This window comes from Streptomyces sp. NPDC041968 (assembly GCF_055589025.1).
In genome coordinates this window covers 13,115-33,307 of record NZ_JBVJCB010000004.1, presented here as the reverse complement: position 1 = coordinate 33,307, position 20,193 = coordinate 13,115, and the positions used below count along the sequence as shown (strand labels likewise).

15 protein-coding genes are annotated in these 20,193 nt (G+C 74.2%); 4 read left to right on the top strand and 11 right to left on the bottom strand.

Translation table 11 applies throughout. The features are described from left to right. Positions 1-9 precede the first annotated feature (9 nt). Positions 10-1,371 (top strand): cation:proton antiporter, encoded by a 1,362-nt coding sequence (locus ACZ6EG_RS11160; protein ID WP_469603609.1) that lies wholly within the window; start codon positions 10-12, stop codon positions 1,369-1,371. Positions 1,372-1,398: 27 nt separating this feature from the next. Here ACZ6EG_RS11160 and fxsT read toward each other — a convergent pair whose 3' ends face one another. The 6 genes from fxsT to ACZ6EG_RS11130 form a co-directional block, all read right to left on the bottom strand. Next, the gene (fxsT, locus tag ACZ6EG_RS11155; RefSeq protein WP_469603606.1) at positions 1,399-6,030 is read right to left on the bottom strand and encodes an FxSxx-COOH system tetratricopeptide repeat protein; all 4,632 of its coding nucleotides are present in this window, start codon (positions 6,028-6,030) and stop codon (positions 1,399-1,401) included. Next, positions 6,031-7,149 carry a MoxR family ATPase gene (locus ACZ6EG_RS11150; protein WP_469603603.1) on the bottom strand — a complete coding sequence of 373 codons (1,119 nt, stop codon included), beginning with the start codon at positions 7,147-7,149 and terminating at the stop codon, positions 6,031-6,033. After that, the gene (locus ACZ6EG_RS11145) at positions 7,146-8,639 is read right to left on the bottom strand and encodes a VMAP-C domain-containing protein (RefSeq protein ID WP_469603601.1); all 1,494 of its coding nucleotides are present in this window, start codon (positions 8,637-8,639) and stop codon (positions 7,146-7,148) included. The genes ACZ6EG_RS11150 and ACZ6EG_RS11145 overlap by 4 nt, the downstream gene beginning before the upstream one ends. Before the next feature lie 205 nt (positions 8,640-8,844). Beyond that, positions 8,845-11,430, bottom strand: a complete 2,586-nt coding sequence (locus ACZ6EG_RS11140; protein WP_391968698.1) for a polynucleotide kinase-phosphatase — start codon at positions 11,428-11,430, stop codon at positions 8,845-8,847. Then, positions 11,427-12,896 (bottom strand): 3' terminal RNA ribose 2'-O-methyltransferase Hen1, encoded by a 1,470-nt coding sequence (locus ACZ6EG_RS11135; protein ID WP_469603597.1) that lies wholly within the window; start codon positions 12,894-12,896, stop codon positions 11,427-11,429. The genes ACZ6EG_RS11140 and ACZ6EG_RS11135 overlap by 4 nt, the downstream gene beginning before the upstream one ends. A gap of 224 nt (positions 12,897-13,120) precedes the next feature. Then, positions 13,121-14,044, bottom strand: coding sequence for an LLM class F420-dependent oxidoreductase (locus ACZ6EG_RS11130; protein WP_391968700.1), 924 nt, complete (start codon positions 14,042-14,044; stop codon positions 13,121-13,123). A 211-nt stretch (positions 14,045-14,255) separates the two neighbouring features. On the opposite strand from ACZ6EG_RS11130, the gene ACZ6EG_RS11125 reads away from it, so the two are divergent. Further along, a complete protein-coding gene (locus ACZ6EG_RS11125; protein ID WP_469603594.1) occupies positions 14,256-14,495 on the top strand; it encodes a hypothetical protein in 240 nt (79 codons plus the stop codon). 38 nt (positions 14,496-14,533) lie between these two features. On the opposite strand, the gene ACZ6EG_RS11120 is transcribed toward ACZ6EG_RS11125, so the two are convergent. The 5 genes from ACZ6EG_RS11120 to ACZ6EG_RS11100 form a co-directional block, all read right to left on the bottom strand. Beyond that, the gene (locus ACZ6EG_RS11120; protein WP_391968702.1) at positions 14,534-15,004 is read right to left on the bottom strand and encodes a DUF6099 family protein; all 471 of its coding nucleotides are present in this window, start codon (positions 15,002-15,004) and stop codon (positions 14,534-14,536) included. Between the two features lie 183 nt (positions 15,005-15,187). Further along, positions 15,188-15,541, bottom strand: a complete 354-nt coding sequence (locus tag ACZ6EG_RS11115; protein WP_391968703.1) for a nucleotide pyrophosphohydrolase — start codon at positions 15,539-15,541, stop codon at positions 15,188-15,190. Continuing rightward, positions 15,538-16,692 (bottom strand): AAA family ATPase, encoded by a 1,155-nt coding sequence (locus tag ACZ6EG_RS11110; RefSeq protein ID WP_391968704.1) that lies wholly within the window; start codon positions 16,690-16,692, stop codon positions 15,538-15,540. Before ACZ6EG_RS11110 ends, ACZ6EG_RS11115 begins: the two co-directional genes overlap by 4 nt. 96 nt (positions 16,693-16,788) lie before the next feature. Further along, on the bottom strand, positions 16,789-17,181 hold the full coding sequence (locus ACZ6EG_RS11105; protein ID WP_356612057.1) for a cell division protein SepF: 393 nt from the start codon (positions 17,179-17,181) through the stop codon (positions 16,789-16,791). A gap of 229 nt (positions 17,182-17,410) precedes the next feature. Then, entirely contained in the window at positions 17,411-17,869 is a 459-nt protein-coding gene (locus ACZ6EG_RS11100; protein WP_391972999.1) for a DUF7144 family membrane protein, read from the bottom strand. Positions 17,870-18,147: 278 nt separating this feature from the next. Here ACZ6EG_RS11100 and ACZ6EG_RS11095 point away from each other — a divergent pair, with 278 nt between their 5' ends. After that, complete coding sequence (locus ACZ6EG_RS11095) at positions 18,148-19,542, top strand: chloride channel protein (protein WP_391972998.1); 1,395 nt, start codon at positions 18,148-18,150, stop codon at positions 19,540-19,542. Positions 19,543-19,574: 32 nt separating this feature from the next. After that, positions 19,575-20,084 carry a potassium channel family protein gene (locus ACZ6EG_RS11090; protein WP_391972997.1) on the top strand — a complete coding sequence of 170 codons (510 nt, stop codon included), beginning with the start codon at positions 19,575-19,577 and terminating at the stop codon, positions 20,082-20,084. Positions 20,085-20,193 lie beyond the last annotated feature (109 nt).

Sequence of the window (20,193 nt, the reverse complement as noted above, 5' to 3'; positions counted from 1 at the left end):
GGAGACCTCATGAGCCCTGACGCGTTGATCACGCATTTCGTGGGTGCCTCGGCTCTCGTCCTGGTCGCCGCCCACGCGGCCGGCTGGCTGGCCCGGCGGCTGAAGCAGCCCTACATCGTCGGCCAGCTGACGGCGGGCATCGCGCTCGGCCCGTCCCTGCTCGGCGCGCTGGCGCCGGACGCCCATGCCTCGCTCTTCCCGCCGGAGATCGGCCCGGCCCTGACCGGCTTCGCGCAGTTCGCCCTGGTGGTCTTCCTCTTCGCGGTGGGTTACGAGCTGGACCTGAAGATCCTCGGCGCCCGGGCCCGCACCTCGCTGACCGTGGCGCTGGCGTCGTTCGTGGTGCCGATGGCCGCCGGCTGCGGGGGCGCGCTGCTGTTCCGGGACCAGCTGCACGACCTGGGCATGCCCCGTGACCCCTCCCCCGCCATGGTGGTCTTCGCCGGGGTGGCCCTGTCGATAACGGCGGTGCCCGTGCTCACGGCCATCGTGCGCGAGAACGGACTCTCCCGTTCGGTGCCGGGTGTGGTGGCGGTCTCGGCGGCCGGCGTGCTGGACGCGGTCTGCTGGACGGTCCTGGCGGCGGCGCTGATGGAAGGGGGCGGCGGCGGAGCCGCGCTGGACTGGCCCTGGCGGGCGGCGCTCGCGGTCGGTTTCGTCACCGTGATGGCGCTCGCGGCCCGGCCGGTCCTGCGCCGGCTGCTGTGGGGCACCCGGATGGAGCCCTCGCTGCGGCTCGCGCTGCTCATCGGCTTCGCCCTCGGGTCGGCGTGGGTGACGCACTCCCTCGGGCTGCACGTGATCTTCGGTGCGCTGCTGGCCGGGGTGGTGGTCCCGCGCGCGGAGGACGGCACGCTCGATCCGGACCTGCTGCGACCGCTGCACGACGTCAGCTCGCTGCTGCTGCCGTTCTTCTTCGTGATCTCGGGGCAGTCGGTGGCGCTGAACACCATGGACGGCACGGGCTGGACGGTCCTGTTGGTGGTGACCGTCCTGGCGGTCGCGACGAAGATCGGCAGCGGGACGGCCGCGGCCCGGCTCGGTGGACTGGACCGGGACGACGCGCGGACCGTCGGGGTACTGCTCAGCGCCCGGGGGCTCACCGAGCTGATCGCCCTCAACGCGGGCCTGCAGGCCGGGCTGTTGAGTCCCCCGCTCTACACCGTGCTGGTCTTCATGGCCCTGGCCACGACCCTGTTCACCCAGCCGCTCCTGCTCCTGGTCCGCCGCCTGGCCGAACGGGACCGCCCCGCGCCGCCGGCCTTCGGCACCGTGGCCGCCCCGCCCGCTTCCTCCACTTCGTCCGCTTCACCCGCTTCGTCCACCCAGGACGGCGCGGCGACGGCGGCTCCGGCGGCGGACGTCGGCTGAGACGCCCCCGCCGGGCACCGGGCGCCGTTACAGCGGCATCGGCGCCATGTCGCACTCGATGCGACGCCGACCGCGGGCCGCGAGGAGCCAGGGGTGGTCGGCGCGGACGACGCGGGTGAAGCCCTCGACCGCCCTGCGCAGCAACTCGTCGGCCTCCGCGCCCCTGCTGAGGCCGCGCAGGTCGAGGGCGAGGTTGGCGGTGCACGACAGGGTCAGCGGGTGGTCCTCGCCGGCCACCTCGGCGAGCCGCGGCAGGTTGGCCCGGTCGATCTCGTGCGCCCGCTCGAAGTCCAGGCGGGCGTAGGCCGTACTGGCCTGGCCGAGAGCCGTGGTCAGGGTGGTGATGTGCCCCTCCCCCACGGTCGCGGCCAACCGGCCCGCCACCTCGTCCTCGTGCTCCTGCGCCTTGTCCAGGTTGCCGAGCGCGCGCAGGGTCGCGGCCAGGTTGGCCCGGGTCAGCAGGGTGTACAGATGCTCCTCGCCGAGCCGTTGCTCGTAGCGCCGGACCGTCTCCTCGGCCAGCTCCCTGGAGCCGTCGAGGTCCCCGGTCAGCCGCAGGTCGACCGAGACGTTGGTGGCGGTGGAGAGCGAGTCGAAGTGGTCCGGCCCGTAGCGGCTGTTGAAGCGCCGCAGCGTCTCCATGGACAGCTCCGCGCCTTCGGTGAGCGCCCCGTCGCGGCGGCGGCAGACGGCCAGGTTGCGTGCGATGCGCAGGGTGAGCGGGTGCTCCGCACCGAAGGCGGCGCCGGCCCGCCGGTACACGTCCTCCTGGAAGTCGCGCGCCCCGGGGTAGTCACCGCTCTCCCGCATGTTGATGGCCAGGCCGTTGAGGGTGTTGAGGGTGAAGAAGCTGGTGGGCCCGAACAACAGGTCGCGGAGCCGGGCGTTCTCCCGGTCCAGCGGCAGCGCCTCGCGGAACTCTCCGCACAGTCTGAGGTCGACGCCCCACGAGTGGATGGCGCGCAGCGTGGTGGGATCGTCCGGGCCGAACAGGGACCGCGACAGCTCGGTCGCCTCCTGGCTCACGGTCCGCCCCTCGTGGATGCGGCCCTGGTAGCGGCGGGCGTCGGCCATCTCGCACAGGGAGTCGATCAGTTCCTCGGGCTCGACCTCCAGCCGACGGGAGGTCTCCAGCGCCTGCTCGATCAGCGGGATGGACTCGGTCACCTGGCCGGTCTGGCGCAGCAGGAACGAGAAGCTCTTGGTCATGCGCAGGACGTGGATGTCCTCCTCGCCGGAGGCCGCGAGCCAGGCGCTCCAGGCCTCCCGGGCGTAGTCCGCCGCGCCCTCGTGGTCGCCCCAGTAGTACAGGAACCAGACGGTGTCGGTGACGAGGTCGCGCACCCAGGTGTCGGAGCTGGTCACCGCCTGGGAGGCGAGCACGTGCGGCAGCAGCGCCTGGTAGGCGGGCCACTCCAGGGAGGCGCCGGGGGCGCCCGGCTTGGCCGCCGACAGCAGCTGGTGCGCGGCGCCGCGCATCCGTTCCCGTTCCTCGGCGCCCAGTTTCGCCAGGAGCACGGTCTGCAGGAGGCGGTGCATCTGGAGGGTGTTGGACCGCGGGTCCACCCTGATCAGGGAGAACTGGTTGAGGTCGCGGATGGCGCGGTTCAGGGTGATCGACTCGCGCAGCAGCGGGTCGATCTCCGGCGTGATGCTGACACCCCGGCTGCCGCGCAGGATCGACCGCGGGATGGGCTCGGGGGCCATGCTGGCGCAGATGTCGAGCAGCTGCCGGGCACCGGGGTTGTTCTGCCGGATGCGCTCCAGCGAGAGGTCCCAGGCGGCGGCGACCGACACCGGGTAGTCGGGGTTCGGGTCGAGTTCCAGGATCTCGGGGCTGCGCTGGGCGAGCAGGTCGAGGTACTCGTCGACGAGCATGCCGGTGACCGCGCGCCAGGCGCCCGCCTGCTCGACGGCGAGCGGCAGGTCGCCGAGGGCGTCGGCGAGCCGGTCGGCGTCGTCGGAAGACAGGTCGGGCGAGCGCTTCTGGAGCAGCTCGATGGACTCGGAACGCTCGAAGACGTTCACCGGCAGGGGCGTGGCCACCCGCTCCCAGGCCCGGTTGCGGGAGGTGACGATGACCTTGCCGGGCCCGTTGGTGGGGAAGTACTGCCGCACCGTGTCGACGTCCTCGGCGTTGTCGAAGACGAGCAGCCAGTTGCCGTGCGGTTTCCCCTCGCTCAGCGCCTTCAGCACGGCGGGCACCGCCGTGTTCGCGGCGGGCGCACCGGGGCGGTCCTGGCCGGAGGGGACGACGCCCAGCTGGGCGGCGAGCGTGCCCAGTGCGGCCAGCACGAGGCTCTCGCGCTCGGCGGGGATCCAGCAGATCACCCGGTAGTCGTGCTGGTGGGTCCAGATGTACTCCAGCGCCAGCTGCGACTTGCCGACCCCGCCGAGCCCGTGCAGTGCGTGCGGAAGCACGGCGGCCGTGTCCTGCGCGCCGAGTTGCTCCTCCACGGCGCTCAGCAGCCCCTGGCGGCCGACGAACGAGGTGTTCCGCAGGGGAACGTTCACCAGGAGGGCGGACGTGGCGGTCGTGGTGCTCTGCATGAGCGGCTCAGCCTCCGGGGCTTCGAGTGGGGTCGCGTCGGGTACCAGCGGCACGGGTGCTCCAGGTTCGTCGGAATCGCTCGACGCTGGATGACTGCCTTCTCGGCCACCGGATGACCCGTCGTCGCCCGCCGGGTTCACCTCAGCGGGTGTACCCGTGGGCAAACGGACGTCCACCCGATCGGCCGCATCGGGCGGCACGGGCCCGGCGACTGCGGGTTCGATGCGCCTGGCCCGCTCCGAGTAGGGCCCCGAGAGGGCGCGCATCACGGCGAGTTCGCTGCGCACCCAGCCCCGCTCCGCCGGGTCGGGCAGGGCGGCGCCCGCCGGGTCGTGGAGGGCGGCGCGCAGGGCGACGCCCCGCTGCCCCGCGGCGGGCAGCTCGCCCACCACCGCGACGGTGCGGGCGAGTTGGCTGCGGGTCGTGGTGGCGAGCAGTGCCTCGCGGACCCCTTCGGCGAACTCGGGGCGGCCTTCGCCGGCTCGGTCCCAGTCGATGAGACCGCCCATCAGGATCTCGGCGAGGTGGTCGGGCCCGGTCTCCGGCATCGTGCGCCGCCGCAGCTGCTCCACGAGGTCCAGGTCGAACGGGATGGCGGCCAGCTGGGTGGCGAGCCGGCGGGCGGCCGGAGTGGCGAGGGTGAAGAAGCGGCGTACGGCGGTGGTGGCGGCGCGCGGGAAGCGCGGGGCGCGCAGTCCGGGGGCGGGGGCGCCCTTGGCCAGGGCACCGGCCAGCACGATGGGCAGGGCGCGGCGCACGCCGCGTTCCCCGGTCACGAGGTGTGACCAGGCGGCGAGGGAGCCGGGCTTGAGCGAGAGCACGGGCACCGGCACCGAGTCGTCGCCGGCCTCGGGCAGGGGGCGCAACGGGTCGGGGCCGCCGGGCGGCGCCCAGTGGCCGAGCCCGTCGTTCGGGGCGCCGAAGCCGCCGGCCTCCAGGACCGCCTCGTACGGGTAGAGGGAGCTGCGGTGACGCAGGTGCGGGGGCAGCAGGTGGACCAGTGCGGTGGGGCCGGCGTGGGCGAGGCGCTTGAGCAGGTCGTCGGCGGCGGGGGCCGCCCAGCCGGGGGCGAGGCCGTCGGTGACGACGAGGAAGACGCGTCCGCCGCGCCCGTCGAGCAGTTCGGCCGGGTCGGCGTCGGCCCGGCCGGTGCTCCAGCGCAGGGTGGCGGTGCCGGTGCGCGGCACGTGCACCCGTACCGGGCGGACGCCTCGGAAGGCGCCGCTGTGCTCGGCGGCCTCGGCCAGCCGCGCGCAGGTCTCCTGCCAGATGCGCATGGTCGGGGCGTCGTCGGTGAGCAGCACCAGGTCGAATGCGGGGGTGCGGGCGGGCCGCAGGAAGGGCAGCCACATGCCGTCCGCCAGACCCTGCTCGGCGGTGGCTTCCTCGTCGAGCTCCAGGGTGTGGCGGGAGGGGATGCGCCGGGCCAGCTGGTGGAGGGCGCGGGCGAGCAGGGCGGTGGCCCGGCCGGGCCCGGACTGCGGGTCGTCCTCGGCGGGCAGCAGGGGGCGGCCGGCGTGCAGCGTGAAGGGGCCCTCGGGGTCGGGTAACAGCCGGTTGCGGGCCGCCGGCCGGAGCGGGACGTGAGCGGGTGCGGGTGGTGCGGACGCGTCCGGGGGGCCCGGCGCCGGATCGGGGCTGCCGGGGGCGGGTGGCCGGACGGGAGCCGGGAGCTCTTCGGCGGCGGGGTCCGGGCCCGGGGGCCCGGATTCCGTCTCCTGCGGAGCCGGGTCCCGTGGCCCTTCGGCAACGGGCGCATCCGTGGGGAGCGGGCGGTCCGGCCGCGGGGCGGGGTCCGGCGTCCGGCCCGGTCCACCGTGGCAGTCCCAGTAGGCGGCGAGCCAGACGGCGTCGGCGACCTCCTGCCAGTGCGGCGCCGACGACTGCGGATCACCCGGGTACGGCTGGGCACGCCCCGGAACGGACCGGTCCGTGGCGGCGGACCCCTCGACGTCACGGTCGGAGGCGACGGGCACGCCGGCCTGGTGCCCGCCGGGGACGACGACGCCCTCGTCGAGGGTTTCGGGCAACACCGAAGGAGGCGACGTCCCCGATACGGGGTCTTCGTCGCCCGGTCCGGATGCGTGCTCCCTGGGGAAGCCGGTCATTCAGCGGCCCTTCGCGAGGTCGCGGAGGAGCATTTCCACGAGCTTACGCCCGTCACCGTCCGCCTGGAAACCACCCGCGGTAGTCATCTGCACCGCGTTGAGTAGCTGATCCAGGGAGTGCGTACCGCCGGCCTGCACCCGCTGCACGAAGAGGTCGACCAGGTCCTCGGTGCCCTGCGGCCTGGACCCCAGGTGCCCCTCCACCAGGGCCAGCAACTGCCGGCGGCTCGGCGTGCGCATCTCCAGCGGCAGGCAGCGCCGGCGGAAGGCGGCGGGGAACTCCCGTTCGCCGTTGCTGGTGATCACCACGACCGGGAACTCCCGGCACTCCACCCGTCCGCTGCGCAGCAGTGCCTGGCCGCCGGGGTCGCTGGTGTGGACGCGCGCGCTGTCGGCGGCGTCACGGACCAGTTCCGGGACGTCATAGCTTCCGTTCTCCAGGACGTGCAGCAGGTCGTTGGGCAGGTCGATGTCGCTCTTGTCGAGTTCGTCGACGAGGAGCACCCGCGGACGATCGTAAGGGAGGAGAGCCGTACCGAGGGGCCCGAGGGTGATGAAGTCGCCGAGCACAGGCGGGAGTTGCTCGGGTGACGAGGGTCTCGGGGCGTTGACGTCGGCCGTGTCGGCCAAGGTCTCCCCGGCGGCGGATTCGGTCCCGTCGGGTGCGTGGGGGGCCGTGGTGCCGCGCAGCCCGGCCTGCCAGGCCGCGATGGCCTGGGCACGCCCCATGGCGTCGTGGACGTAGAGGCCGTCCCGGAGCGTGGTGCGGCTGACGATGCTCCACTCCAGGACCCGGCCCAGGCCCAGTTCACGGGAGATCAGGTAGGCGAGGGTGGACTTGCCGACGCCCGGCGGGCCGGTGATGAGCAGCGGCCTGCGCAGCAGCAGGGCGGCGTTGACGGTGTCGATCTCGTCGGTGCCGAGCTGCGCGGTGGCCTGTCCGTCGCCCAGGCGGCGCAGCGCGGCCTGCGGGTCGTCCGGCGGCGCGGGCTGGGGCGGCTCGCCGCGGAAGAGCCGCCAGGGCGGCGCCGCGGGCAGCGCGGGCGGAACGACCGGTGGCCGGCCGGTGCCGTGGAACACCCGCCAGCCGTTCGGGGACGCCTGCTCCTGCGCGTTCATGCCGTTGCCTCCTCGCCGGCGAGATCGCCGTAGTCGGACTGGATGTCGACAAGACGGGTGGGATCGTCCCAGAGGAACCCGATGTGCCGGCCGAGGAGCCGGCCGGGGCCCTGGGAGTGCCGTTCGGCGTTCTCCCGCAGGCGGTGGACGGCCAAGGGGATCTGCCCGGGCGTCGGCACGGCGGCGAACAGGGCGGTCACCACCTCCCGGCGTTCCTCCGGGAAGACTCCCCTGCGGTCCCAGACCGCAAGCCCCACGCCTTCCGCTATGGCGGCCTTGAGCGCCTCCAGGGCGGGCGCGTCGGCCGGGGCGTCCAGCACCACGGCCGTCCGGCCGGTGTCCCCGGCGAGCGCCGTCTGCCAGGCACCGAGCCGGCCACCGTCCGGCTCGCTCCAGCCGTGCACGGCCACTCCCTGCTCCCGCAGGGCGTCCCAGCGTTCCTCCCACTGCTCCAGGACCCGGCGGTCCCTGGACCGCATGCGCTCGAGACTGCGTAGGTGGACCCCGTACCGGGTGCCCAGGCGTAAGGGCTGGCCGTCGCCGACACGGTGCGTCAACCCCGCCACATCGTGGTTGAGGAGGTCGTACGGAAGGACGAACTCGACATACGCCGAAGGCTGCCCGTGTCCACTCGGACGCCGGTCGCGGGGGCCGGGACGGAGGCGGGCGCCCTGGCTCAGCGCTTCGTCGACGGCCGAGCCGAGCGCGTCCAGGGTGGTGACGGCCGGCGTGCCGGGCTGGGGGTTCCAGTGGCCGGCCACGGTGTTGAGCCAGTGGCGCACCACGACGTCGCCGGAGGCGTCCCGGGCCGGTTCCACGGCGACGATCAGGCAGCGGGGGATGTCGGGACCGCGCACCACGGCGGCCCGTGCGTCCCGCCGCTGCTCCAGGGCCCGGGTCAGCTCCGCGCGCCGGGCCCAGTCGTCGACCCAGCCGGACAGTGCGGGGCGGTGGCCGGGCGCGTCGGCGAGGAGGGCCGCCCGGTCGAGCAGGAGCACGGCGGGCGGCAGGCCGTCCGGCTGGACGTTTCGTTCGAGGACGTGCTGGAAGAGCTGGTCGGGCAGGAGCCCGACGGGCAGGTCGAGACCGCCCAGCTCCACCGCGAGGTCGTCCCGCAGCCGGTCCGCGGGGAGTTCGCCCTTGGCCAGGACGGCACGCGCGCTGGTCTCGTCGTCGCGGCCGAGCGGACCCGGCGGCGCCTGGGGAGGCGGGGCGCCGGAGCGGGCGGGGGCGATCAGCTGGTCCAGTTCCTCGCCGGCCGGCGCGCCTTCGAGGATGCGCACCACCCCGACGAGTACGTGCTCCCCGCCCGCCTCGTTCAGGGCGGTGCGCACGAGGGTCACCACGTCCTCGCGCTGTCTGACGCCCCGCAGGTCGACGGGGCGGCCGAGGTGCTCGCCGAGCATCTGGGCGAACTGTCCGCGCGCCTGCGGGTCCTCCGTGCAGCTCATGCCGCACAGCGCCTCGGTCAGGTCGAAGAGCAGCGCCATGCCTCGCGCGTGCCTGGAAGCGTCCGCCGTCCCGCCGAATCCCGCGCCTGTCTCCACCGACTGTCCCCCGTGAGTCGGTACGTCTGCCTGACCGACCTGCGAAGCTAGCACGGCAACTGACGGTTAACCAGGGACGTGTGGGGTCCCGGGGCACGGCGTCCGGCCGGGACACCCCCTCAGGGGCATCTCGGCCGGAAACGTGCGCTCACAGCCGCGGGTCCACCGGCTCCGACTCCAGGGCCAGCACGCCGAACACCGCCTCGTGGACGCGCCACAGCGGCTCGCCGTCCGCCAGGCGGTCCAGGGCCTCCAGGCCGAGGGCGTACTCGCGGAGCGCCAGGGACCGCTTGTGGCCGAGGAACCGCTGCCGCAGCCGGGCGAGGTTGTCCGGGCGGGTGTACTCGGGGCCGTAGACGATCCGCAGGTACTCGCGGCCCCGGCACTTGATGCCGGGCTGGACCAGGCGGCCCCTGGCGTCGCGGACCAGTGCGCCGAGCGGCTTGACGACCATGCCCTCGCCGCCGCGGCCGGTCATCTCCAGCCACCAGTCGGTGCCCGCCGCCACCGACTCCGGATCGCCCGTGTCGACGTACAGGCGCCGGGTGGTGCGCAGCAGGCCGCTGCCGTCGTGCTCGACGAGGCGGTCGATGAGGGCGAGCTGCTCGTCGTGGGGCAGGGCGGCCAGGCTGCGGCCCTGGACGGCCAGGATCTGGAACGGGGCCAGGTGGACGCCGTCGAGGCCTTCGGTGGGCCAGCAGTAGCGGCGGTAGGCGTCGGTGAAGGCGGCGGCGTCGGCGGACCGTTCCCGCTGGCGGGCCAGCAGGCCGGTGACGTCGACGCCCCGGGCCGCGGCGGCCTCCAGCGCGGCCAGTGCGCCCGGGAACACCGCGCCGGAGGCGGCGCCCACGGCGGCGTACTGGGAACGCAGCAGTCCGGAGGCCTTCAGCGACCACGGCATCAGCTCGGTGTCGAGCAGCAGCCAGTCGGTGGCCAGTTCGTCCCACAGGCCGGCCTCGCCGATCGCGGTGCGCAGCCGGTCGAGGATCGCCTCGGAGACGGTCGCGTCGTCGAGGAAGGGGCGGCCGGTGCGGGTGCAGAGGGACCCGGTGGGGCCTCCCCCACTCTCGGCTGCGCTCGAGCGGGAGGTGCCCCCATCCCCGAAGCGGGCGCGCGCCGTCTGGGCGTCGCGGCAGACCAGCACCACCGCCCGCGAGCCCATGTGCTTCTCCTCGCACACGACCCGCGCCACGCCGTCGGCCGCGTACTGGGCGAAGGCCTCCTTGGGGTGCTCCAGGTAGCCGTCCACCTGCGAGGTGGCGGTGGGGGCCATGGTCGGCGGCAGGTACGGCAGCAGTCCGGGGTCGGTGGCGAAGCGGCTCATGACCTCCAGGGCCGCCGCCGCGTTCTCCTCGCGCACGGTGATCCGGCCGGCGTGCCGGGTCTCCACCGTCCGGCGGCCGTGCACGTCGGCCAGGTCGAGCGGCCGGCCGTCCTTGCCGCCGGGCGCCTCGGTGCGCAGCGGCTTGGCCGGCTCGTACCAGACCCGCTCGGCCGGTACGTCGACCAGTTCGCGCTCGGGCCAGCGCAGCGCGGTCAGTCTGCCGCCGAAGACTGCCCCGGTGTCGAGGCAGATGGTGTTGTTGAGCCAGGTGGCCTCCGGGACCGGGGTGTGGCCGTAGACGACGGCCGCGCGGCCCCGGTAGTCCTCGGCCCACGGGTAGCGCACCGGCAGCCCGAACTCGTCGGTCTCGCCGGTGGTGTCGCCGTACAGGGCGTGGCTGCGGACCCGTCCGGAGGTGCGGCCGTGGTACTTCTCCGGCAGGCCGGCGTGGCAGACCACGAGCCGGCCGCCGTCGAGGACGTAGTGGCTGACCAGGCCGTCGATGAACTCCCGTACCTCGGCGCGGAACTCGTCGCTCTCGCCGTCCATCTGCGCGACGGTCTCGGCGAGTCCGTGGGTGTGCTGGACCTTGCGGCCCTTGAGGTGGCGTCCGTACTTGTTCTCGTGGTTGCCGGGGACGCACAGGGCGTTGCCCGACTTCACCATCGACATCACACGGCGCAGTACGCCGGGGCTGTCCGGGCCGCGGTCGACGAGGTCGCCGACGAAGACGGCGGTGCGGCCCTCGGGGTGCACACCGTCGGTGTAGCCGAGCCGTGCGAGCAGGGCCTCCAGTTCGGCGGCGCAGCCGTGGACGTCGCCGATGATGTCGAAGGGGCCGGTGAGGTGGGTGAGGTCGTTGAAGCGCTTCTCGGTGACGACGGTGGCCTGTTCGGCCTCCTCCGCGCCGCGCAGGAGGTGCACCTTGCGGAAGCCCTCGCGCTCCAGGTGGCGCAGGGAGCGGCGGAGTTCGCGGATGTGGCGCTGGATGACCCGACGGGGCATGTCGGCCCGGTCGGTGCGGACCGCGTTGCGCTCGGCGCACACCTCCTCGGGCAGGTCGAGGACGATGGCGATGGGCAGGACGTCGTGCTTCCTGGCCAGCTCGACCAGCCGGCGCCTGCCGTCCTGCTGCACGTTGGTGGCGTCGACGACGGTGCGGCGACCGGCGGCGAGCCGCTTGCCCGCGATGTAGTGCAGGACGTCGAAGGCGTCGCGGCTCGCTCCCTGGTCGTTCTCGTCGTCGGCGACCAGGCCCCGGCAGAAGTCCGAGGAGACGACCTCGGTGGGCTTGAAGTGGCGCCGGGCGAAGGTGGACTTGCCGGAGCCGGAGGCGCCGATCAGCACGACGAGGGAGAGGTCGGTGACGGGCAGGGTGCGGGCCCGTGCGGTGGCGTCGGTGGTGCTCATGCGGCCTTCGCCTCCTTCTCGGTCTCGGTCCTGGTGGTGAAGACGGCCATCTGGGTGGGTGGGCCGACCTCGGGGTCGTCGGGTCCGACGGGACGGAACTCCACCGCGTAGCCGTGCCGTTCGGCCACCTCGTCCGCCCAGGCCCGGAACTCCGCGCGGGTCCACTCGAAGCGGTGGTCGCGGTGGCGGACGCGGCCGGCGGGGAGGCTCTCCCAGCGCACGTTGTACTCGACGTTCGGCGTGGTGACGACGACGGTGCGAGGGCGGGCGGACCCGAACACCGCGTAGGCGAGGGCGGGCAGGCGGGGCGGGTCGACGTGCTCGATCACCTCGCTGAGCACGGCGGCGTCGTAGCCGCGCAGCCGCTTGTCCGTGTAGGCCAGGGAGCCCTGGAACAGCGCGACCCTCGCGGCCTGGCGCTCGCCCATGCGGTCCAGCCGGAGCCGGCGGGAGGCGATGGTGAGCGCGCGCACCGACACGTCCACGCCGACGATCTCGGTGAACCGCGGCTCCTTGAGCAGCTCCCGCACCAGGTGCCCCTCGCCGCAGCCGAGGTCGAGGACGCGGGCGGCGGCGTTCTCCCGCAGGGCGGCCAGGATCGCCTCGCGGCGCCGCACGGCGAGCGGGGTCGGCCGGTCCTCCTGCTCGGTCTCGGCCCCGATGGCGTTGTCGATCTCCTCGACCTCGCTGTCGTCGCTCTCGGCCAGCCGGATCAGTTCCAGTCGCTCCATCGCCTCACGGGTCAGCGACCAGCGGCGGGACAGGTAGCGGCTGGTGATCAGCTTCTGCTCCGGGTGGGCGGGCAGCCAGCCCTCACCGGCGCGCATCAGCTTGTCGACCTCGTCCGGGGAGACCCAGTAGTGCTTGGCGTCGTCGAGCACCGGGAGGAGCACGTACAGGTGGCGCAGGGCCTCGGCGAGGGTGCGCGTCGCGGACTCCAGTTCGAGGCGGACGTAGCGCGAGTCCCCCCACTCGGGGAACGCGGTGTCCAGCGGGACGCTCTCGACGGTGACGGTCCAGCCGAGCGGCTCGAAGAGGCGGCGTACGAGGTCCGGGCCGCCGCGGGCGGGCAGCGCCGGGACCTCGACGCGCAGCGGCAGCGGCTCGGCCGCCCGCTCGGGGCGTGTCCTGCACACGCCGCGCATCGCGCTGGAGAAGACGTTGCCCAGCGCGACGGCGAGGAGCGAGGAGGCCGCGTAGGGACGGTCGTTGACGTACTGCGCGAGCGCCGCGTCGGGGGCGCCGCCCCGTCCCTTGCCCTTGCCGCGCCGCACCAGCGCCACCGCGTCGATCTCCAGCAGCAGCGCCGCCGTGCAGCGCTGCTCCTCCGCCTCCGGGTAGAGCACGTGGGCCGTGCCGAAGGAGGTGGGGAACGCCTGCGCCTTGTCGGGATGCTTGTGCAGCAGGAAGCCGAGGTCGGTCGCGGGGCGTTCGGGAGTGCCGGTGGTGGTGATGGTCAGGAACATGCGGAGGGCCTCTCCGGCCGGTGGTCGGTGTCGGGATGCCGTACGCGCGGGAGCCCCCGGGGTGGTAGATCCCGAGGGCTCCGGCAGGACGACGGTCACACCATCGCACAGGGCGGGCGACCGGCGCCTTCGCTTATTCGCGGGCCGGTGTCCGAGCGTCCTCCGGCGGTGCGAGGGGTGGCGTCCGCGCGTCCTCCGGTGGGGCGGGGGGCGGAGTCACCGGGTCAGGACAGCTGTGACTGGACCTGGGAGGAGATCAGTTCCAGGTGGTCCAGGTCGTCGAGGTCGAGGACCTGGAGGTAGACGCGCTGCGCGCCGGCCTCGGCGTAGCGGCCGATCTTCTCGACGACCTCGGCCGGGGAGCCGGCCAGCCCGTTGGCCTTCAGCTCCTCGACCTCGCGGCCGATCACCGAGGCCCGGCGGGCGACTTCGGCGTCGTCCTTGCCGACGCAGACGACGAGGGCGTTGGAGTAGGTGAGGGCGTCGGCCGCGCGGCCGGCCTCCTCGGCGGCGGCCCGCACCCGGGCGAACTGGCGCTCGGTGTCCTCCAGCGAGGCGAACGGGATGTTGAACTCGTCGGCGTACCGGGCGGCCAGGCGCGGCGTGCGGGTGGCGCCGTGACCGCCGATGAGGACGGGCACCTTCCGCTGCGCGGGCTTGGGCAGCGCGGGCGACTCCGTGAGGTCGTAGAACTTCCCGTGGAAGTCGAAGGTCTTGCCGGTCTCGGTGGCCCACAGACCGGTGACGATCGCCAGCTGCTCCTCCAGGCGGGCGAACTTCTCCTTGGGGAAGGGGATGCCGTACGCCTTGTGCTCCTCTTCGAACCAGCCGGCGCCCAGGCCCAGCTCGACGCGGCCGCCGGACATCTGGTCGACCTGGGCGACCTGGATGGCGAGGACGCCGGGGAGTCGGAAGGTGCCGGCGGTCATGAGGGTGCCGAGCCGGATGCGCTTGGTCTCGCGGGCGAGGCCGGCCAGGGTGATCCAGGCGTCGGTGGGGCCGGGGAGGCCGTCCGCGGAGCCCATGCGGAGATAGTGGTCGCTGCGGAAGAAGGCGTCGAAGCCGAGGTCCTCGGTGGCCTTGGCCACGGTGAGCAGAGTGTCGTAGGTGGCCCCCTGCTGGGGCTCGGTGAAGATACGCAGATCCATGTCTCCATCCTGCCTGCTCGGCGCGGGTGGGCCGCACAGGCTCCGCCCGGCCCGGCGCGCGTTCCCCAGGGCTCCCCCGGCCCCCGGCGGCCGCGCGACAACCCGGGGCCCGGTGGGCGGCCGGTCCAGTGACCGGGCCGGGCGTTGATCGTTTGCCGGGGCGGAGGCGGATCGCCCGGCCCCCGTGGGGCCTGGGGCCCAGGAGGCCGTCATGTCCGAAGAGAACCTGCCGCGTCAGGACGGGGCGGAGGCCCGGCCGAAGGGGCTGCTCGAGCAGATGGAGGAACTCATGGCGGCGCTGAACGCGGACCTGTCGGCCCTGGACGCCGATCTCCAGTCGACGGGAGACCCCGAGCGGCCCGGCCCCCGGGGGCTGCCGGAGGCGACGGAGTCCGCCGCGTCCACGGGGCGTCCCGGGCGTCCGGCGGGCGGGGCAGGACACACCGACTGAGCTGTGCGGGGCGCGGTCGGCGGCTCGTCGGGGGGCGGCTAGCCCGCCTCCCGCTCGGGCAGGTCCGCGTCCCGGTCCGCCAGTTTGCGGAGCATCTCCAGGACCCGGTCACGTGACTCGTCCGCCGCGTCGATGGCCTCCATGCACTGCCAGTACGTGGCCTCGTCGTCGGCGGCGCAGGCGACGCCGACCAGGGCTATGCCGGTCTCCCCGAGCAGGGTGCCCAGGCGCATCAGGGCCTGCCGCGCGTCGCCCAGTTCGGTGAGGTGGGCGGCTCGCAGCTCTCCCGGGGCCAGCTCCGGGGTGTGCAGCACTCCGCAGCCGCGGCCCGCCAGCTCGGTCAGCCCGATCGCCTCGCCGCGCAGCTCCGGTGGCCCGTGGACCGCCAGCCGGCTGCCGATCGCCTGCGCCAGGGCCTGCACCTGCCACACCTCCGTCAGGATGTCCGGCACCTCGGCGCCGGCCGCCAGGGCACGCCCGCTCGTCGCGATGAGCCGCACAGCGTCCATGCGCTGCCCCCGTCTGTCTCCGACGCGCTCGCGGCGCGTCCGCCCGAACTCCGTTGTCCACTACCCAGAGTGAAGGCGTGTGGGACGAAAAGCCAGAGGAAGGGGGAAATCTTCGGACAACAAAATGGTTTCCGACCCGATTTCGACTGCGGAGAGTAATAACGGAGTTCGCGGCTCCTCCGCTCAGGCGCCCGGGTCCGGCCGCACCGGGAACCGGAGTTCGTTGCGCTCGATCTTCGCCGCCAGCGCGGCCAGGGGGTCGACGTCGAGCACCTCGCAGAACTGGAGCAGATACGCCAGTACGTCGGCGACCTCGTCCCGGACCCGGTGCGCGGTGTCCGGGTCGGCCATGACGCGGGCGGACTGCTCGGGCGTCAGCCACTGGAAGATCTCGACGAGTTCGGAGGCCTCCACGCTGAGCGCCGCTGCGAGGTTCTTGGGCGTGTGGTACGGCTGCCAGTCCCGTGCGGCGGCGAACTCGGCGAGCCTGCGCTGGAGGGCGGGCAGGTCCGGGGGCGGGTGCGGAAGATCGGTCACGGGTCCAGGTGTACCACCGTGACGCCGTCCGTCCCGGTCGCCCAGGAGGGGTCGGCCACCGCCGCGACCAGTCGAATGTGGCCGCGGTCGCACATCCGCGCCGCCAGGCGGAGCAGTTCCCCGCGCTGCCGGGCGTCCAGGCCCCGGTCGAAGCCGTCGGCGAGCACAGTCAGCGTCTGGAGCGCGGCGGGGACCTCACCGACCGGGTCGACCTCCAGCACCCCGGGGCCGGTGAACAGCAGCAGGGCGAGGGCGAGGTAGCGAAGCTCGCCGTAGCCGAGCCGCGCCAGGCCGGTGCGGACGCCGTCGCCCCGGTCCAGCGACGCGCGGACCACGCCGCCGGTCACCGGCTCCGCCAGCACGTCCGCGACCGGGCCCGCGCATCCGGCGCGTACCGCCGCGACGAACTGCGCGTGCCGGCGGCCGCACTCGGTACGGGTGCGCCACAGCACGTCGGCGAGGTTGTCGCAGCCGCCGAGCAGCCGGCCGGTGCCGCTGGGCACGGGCTCCCGCATCCGGCCGGGCCGGGGGTCGCAGGAGAAGACGGAGCGCAGGGCGACCACCATCTGCTCGGCGGCGGCGAGCACCCTGCGCTGCCCGTCCGTCTTACCGGCCACCCGCAGCGGCAGCAGCGGGGTGCCGAGCCGGTCGTCCGGCAGCGGGGCGCGGGTCACGAGCGCGGACCCGCCGGTGTGCCAGGCCGCCTGGACGGCACGGCGGCCGGGGTCGCGCAGGGCCGTCTGCAGCAGCACCACCCCGTCCGCCGTCAGCCGCTCCCCCACGATGCGCAGCTCGGGTTCGGCCTGCACGGCGACGTCGAGGTGCACGGGCCCCTCCGCCCCGTCGGCCGTACAGCCGATGCGGAAACCGCGGCGGTGCTGGGCGTCGGGCCGGGCCCGCTCGGGCACGCAGGCCACCGGGTCGGGGAAGGCCGCGCCGAGCCGGGCACCGCTCCCGAGCCGGGCCAGGGCGTCGTACGCCCTGAGCGCGCTGGTCTTGCCGCTCCCGCTGGGGCCGGCGAGCACGGTGAGCGGCCCGAACCGCAGCACGGCGCGGCGGTGCCCGGCGAAGGCGGACAGCCGCAGCTCCGTGACACGGGGGCGGTCCGGCAGGGGTGCGGCCGGGGCCGTCGACGCGGGGGGTACTGCCATGTCCGGACCGTAGGGTCCGGGCGGAACGACGAACCGTTCCGCCCGGACGGCGTTCCTACGAACGGGGGACGGGACCGTCAGGACCGGTGCGGCCCGTCACACTCCCGGAACCTGCGCCGCGCTCTCCATCAGCCCGTTCACCTCGGTGCCGGCGGGGGTGAGCAGGAAGACGTTGCGGTCGACGCGGTGCATCCCGCTGGCCAGGCCGAAGACGACGCCCGTACTGAAGTCCAGGACGCGTTTGGCGACCTCGCCCTCGGCGCTGGTCAGGTCCAGGAGGACCGGGATGCCCGCCATGAGGATCTCGGCGACCTCGCGGGCGTCCGCGAACACGTTGACCCTCAGGACGACGAAGCGGCGGCGGGTCTCCGTCTCCGCCTCCGGCAGCGCCCGATGGCCCACCGCGGACGGCCAGGCGTCCCGCCCGCGCAGAGGAACGACCTGGGCGAGCCCCTCCCACTGTTCATCGGTGACGTCGTGGCTGTTCACCGGCTCCCCCCGATCTCACTCGCCTTCAATGCGTGCACCAGCCAATTCTTACGCCAAGTCACCCGTTCGGCCCAACAGCGACACGTTTCGCGACGCTCCGTGCCCGGTGGTCGCCGGACGAATCCGGGGCGCCGGCACGGCGGCGGCGGACCCCGGCCGGGGTCCGCGCCGCCGCCGTGCCGCGGTCGGCCCGCTTCGGGGCCCCGCGCGGTCGGGAGCCGAAGGGGCCTCAGGACCGCTGGTCCGCCCGGTCCTGACGACTGGCCAGCGCCCAGATCACGAAGACGTCGATCGCCATCACGATGACCGACCAGACGGGCGAGTACGGCAGGAACAGGAACTGGGCGATCAGGCTGACCGAGGCGAGGAGGATGCCCGCGAAGCGCGCCCAGGCCATGTCCTTGAGCAGTCCGTAGCCCGTGGCGAGGACGAGGGCGCCCAGGATCACGTGGATGATGCCCCAGCCGGTGAGGTTGAGCTCGTAGACGTAGCTGCCGACGCGGGCGTACACGTCGTCCTCGGCGATGGCCGCGATGCCCTGCAGGACGGCGAGGGCACCGTTCAGCAGCATCAGGACGCCCGCGAAGACGACCCCGCCGGTCACCCATCCGCTGGAGCGGTCCACCGACCGCGGGGCGCCTGTGCCGTGCGTCGGCCTGCCGGGAGAAGGTGCGGCGTGCTGGCTCATGAGCGAGTCCTTTCTGCGTTTCCCCGTACGGGCCTCGGCCCGTCGGTGCACCGGGCGCCGACAGGTCCCTCCGAGCCTGCGGCCACCGGTGCCGACCGGCCACGCGGGTACGCCGAACGGGTGAACCGGCGCCGCCCGGGCCGCCCGCCGCCCGCTCCCCGGGGGCGCCCCGTGCGCATGCGTCTCCGCCCCGTCTCGCGTTAACTGAGGCGCACGTGCGAACGCGTGCTCCGGACCCGTCGGACCAGGTGCCGGGGCGAGGTGGACGGAGGAGGACCGTGGCGACTGGGCCCCCGCCGGCGAACGCGGTGCCGGGCCGGGCGGAACAGTCCCTGCGGCACACGTTGTTGAGCCCCGGCTATCTGCGGCTGTTGCTGCTGTGCGTCCTGCTGGGCGTGCCCATCGCGCTGGCCTGCTTCTTCTTCGTCGGATTCCAGCACCAGCTGCAGCACTGGGTGTGGACGTCGCTGCCCGAGGCAGCTGGTTACGACGCCCCGCCCTGGTGGTGGCCGCTGCCCGCGCTGCTGCTGGCCGGGCTGGTCCTCGCGCCGATCGTCACCAGGATGCCGGGCGGCGGCGGGCATCTGCCGGTGAACGGGCTGGGCGGCGCGCCCGTCGGCCCCCGTGCGCTGCCCGGCGCGGTGCTGGCCGCGCTGGCCACGCTGCCGCTCGGTGTGGTGCTGGGGCCGGAGGCGCCGCTGATGGCCGTCGGCAGCGGGCTCGCGCTGCTGGCGGTCCGGCGGGCGGGCGCGGCCGGCGACCCGAAGGCGAGCGCGATCATCGCGACGGCCGGGTCCACCGCCGCGATCTCCACCATCCTCGGCGGTCCGGTGGCGGCGGCCGTCCTGCTGATCGAGGGGGCGGGGCTGGCGGGCACCCAGCTCGTCGCCCTGCTGCTGCCGTGTCTGCTGGCCAGCGCGGCCGGCGCGCTGGTCTTCACCGGGTTCGGTCAGTGGACGGGCCTGGAGATCGGCGCCCTGAGCCTCCAGGACCTCCCGCCGGCCGCCGGCCCGGACGCGGGCGACTTCCTGTGGGGCATCCCCACCGCGGCCCTGATCGCGGTGCTGGTCACGCTGGGCCGCGAGCTGGGTCACCGCACCGTCTCCTGGACGCGGCGGCACACGGCCGCGCGCACCGTCCTGTGCGCCGTGGCCGTGGGCGGCTGCCTCTGCGTGTACGCCCTGGTCACCGGCCGGTCACCGGCGGAGGCGGCCCTGTCCGGTCAGGCGACGCTCGGCGTACTGGCCGCGGACCCGCACGCGTGGCCGGTGGGCGCGCTGGTGGCCCTGGTGGCGTGCAAGGGGCTGGCCTGGGGCATCGCGCTGGGCAGCCTGCGCGGGGGGCCGATCTTCCCGGCGGTGCTGCTGGGCGCGGCCACGGCCGTCGCGTGTTCCGGGCTGCCGGGCTTCGGGGCGACCCCGGCCCTCGCCCTGGGCATCTCCGCCGCCGCGGCGGCGGTGACGGGACTGCCGCTGGCCAGCGCGGTGCTGGCGGTGCTGCTGATGGGCAGGGACGCCCACGACCAGACGCCGTTGATCGTCATCGCCTCGGTCGTCGCCTTCGTCGTCGCCCAGTTGGTACGCCGGACCGAACCGGCGGCCGCCGAGGGGCCGACGCGGAGAGAGGGCCCGGCGAGGGCAGAGGGTCCGGCGAGGGAAGAGCAGCGGCCGTGACGCGGCGCCGGGCGGGCGGCCCGTGGACTGCCTTGCGCACGGCATACCCCTGGCTGGTCCGGCTCGGTGCCGCGGTGGCCGTCGTCGCGGCCTACTTCCTCCTCCCCCTCGACCACCTGGGCCCGCAGCGCCCGGTCCTGAGCTGGGTGCTGTTCGCCCTCACGCTGACCGTGGTGGCCGCGCTGCTGCTCCGGCAGATCCGCCACGTGTTCACCAACCGCCCGGACTCCCGTCCCGGCGCGGTCCTCTCCCTGCTGATCATCCTGACGGTGCACATCTTCTCGGCCACCTACTACACCCTCGCCAAGGAGCCGGGCCAGTTCACCGGCCTCGGCACCCGCGTCGACGCCCTGTACTTCACCGTCGTCACGCTGGCGACCGTCGGGTACGGCGACATCACCCCGCGGGGCCAGACCGCCCGCATCGTGACGGTCCTGCAGATCGCCTACACCTTCGTGTTCCTGACCGCCGCCGCGACCGCGCTCACCCAGCGGCTGCGCGACATGGTGGTCCGGCGCACGGAGCGGGACCGGCGGGGCTGACGGCACCGGGAGGCACGTGTGCGGACGCCACCTGCGCGCACCGTGCGCGTCACGGGCGGTGTCACCCATGCACATAGTGGCGCGAGTACTGCGGGCGCGGGGCCTGCTG